We start from the raw sequence: 1,797 nt of genomic DNA, 5'->3' as shown, positions 1-1,797 counted from the left end.
GGGCGTTGGGGGCGACCTGCTTGGCGCGGTTGACGGCGTCGCGGGCGGCGACGCGGAGGTTCTCCTGGATCTCCGGCATGGGCATGCGGTCGTTCAGGATGTACGGGTAGGTGTCGTTGCCGCCGGCGAGGATGACGACCTCGCGGGTGCCGGCGTCGAGCGCACCGGTCTCGGCGGCGCGGTTGATCTGGTCGATGATGCGCATGCCGCCGGTGCGGAAGGAGGCGCCGGCGCAGGTGTAGTCGGCGACGTTGCCGCCGTTGGATTCGCCGACGGCGTTGGAGAACAGGAAGTCGGTGCCGCAGTTCAGGTCGTTCTTGCGGCCGCCCGGGATGGGCAGGTTGGCCTTGCCGTGGAGGTAGTCGCCGACGGTCGGGTTGGCCGGCAGGGAGTCGCCGAAGACGACGGTGTTGCCGGGCGCGGCCTGCGCGGCCATCGGCAGGGTGACGGCGGCGACGGCGGTCGCGGCGAGGGTTGCCAGAACTGTACGGATTCGCATTGAGCTGCCTTCGTGGGTGACGACGAACGCGACCGGCTCGTTCCGGCCACGCAACAACGTTCACAGCCTAATCGTTGCCGAGCCGTTATAAAAGTCGGATGGGTGAATTGCACACCCGCTTTTCGCTTTACGACGAACTGCATCGTGCAGGTGCGTGGATTCCACGCGGGCGTCGAAAAGCAGGGGCTGACGTGATCCAGGCCGTGAACTGGTGTGAACCATGTGGCCATAGAGGCACATGGGGCTTGTGGGGCGAGTCTACCGTGTGCGGGTGAATGGCGGCGGGGGGACGGGTGAAAACCTGCTCCGCAGTGTGGGCGGCGCCGGAAGCGGCGAAAACCGGCCATCCGCGATGATGCGGATGGCCGGTTTCGGTGGAAATGCCGGCGGACGATTAACCCGTTTTTGTCCCCCGGGGAAGCGTCCGTCGATCTAACTCGCTGGTCAGCCCTTCAGCGACGCCGGCGGGGTGAAGCGCTCGCCGTACTTCTCGGCCAGCTCCTCGGCGCGGGACACGAAGCCGGAGACGCCGCGCTGCTCGGAACCATCGGCGGCGACTCCGTCGTAGTTCTTGATGAACTGGCGCGTGCCACCGGTCCACGCCGGGTAGCCGATGCCGAAGATGGAGCCGATGTTGGCGTCGGCGTCGTGGAGGACCACGCCCTCGTCGACGCACTTCTGAGTCTCCACGGCCTCGATGAACAGCATGCGGTCGATGAGGTCCTGCATGACCACGTCGTCGGCGTCGATGGAACCGGCGCCGAGCTCGGTGCGCAGGCCATCCCACAGGCCCTGGCGGCGGCCATCGGCGTACTCGTAGAAACCGCGGCCCTCGAGCTTGCCGGGACGCTCGAACTCGTCGATCATGCGGTTGACCAGAGCGGACACGCCGCCGTCGTCGAGCGACTCGCCGCGTTCGCGGGCGGCGGCCTCGTTTTCCTCGCTGATCTTGCGCATCAGCTTCAGGTTGAGCTCGTCGGCCAGCTGCAGCTGCGCGGCGGGGTAGCCGGCCTGGCGGGCGGCGGCCTCCACGGTGGCGGGCTCGTAACCCTCGGCGACCATGCGGATCGCCTCGTTGATCACGGTGCCGATCACGCGCGAGGTGTAGAAGCCGCGGGAGTCGGTGACCACGATCGGGATCTTGCGGATCTGCACCGCGAAGTCCAGTGCCGCGGCCAGCGTCTTCGGGTCGGTCTCGTCGCCGGAGATGATCTCCAGCAGCTGCATCTTGTCCACCGGGGAGAAGAAGTGCAGGCCGATGAAGTCGCCCGTGCGCTCCACGTGGGAGGCGAGCTCGG

1 protein-coding gene and 1 pseudogene are annotated in these 1,797 nt (G+C 67.4%); both read right to left on the bottom strand.

The window, feature by feature from the left end:
• Nucleotides 1–499: pseudogene (locus GX015_RS06245) on the bottom strand (hypothetical protein); the annotation flags it as partial.
• 444 nt (nt 500–943) lie between these two features.
• Nucleotides 944–1,797, bottom strand: an 854-nt coding sequence (locus GX015_RS06240; RefSeq protein WP_291343656.1) for a 3-hydroxyacyl-CoA dehydrogenase family protein, incomplete at its 5' end; no start/stop codon positions are given.

Origin of the sequence: Corynebacterium sp. (assembly GCF_012837295.1) — a bacterium.
Classification (GTDB): domain Bacteria; phylum Actinomycetota; class Actinomycetes; order Mycobacteriales; family Mycobacteriaceae; genus Corynebacterium.
Note: the sequence above shows the minus strand (reverse complement) of the source record. Positions and strands in the feature narration are given on the sequence as shown.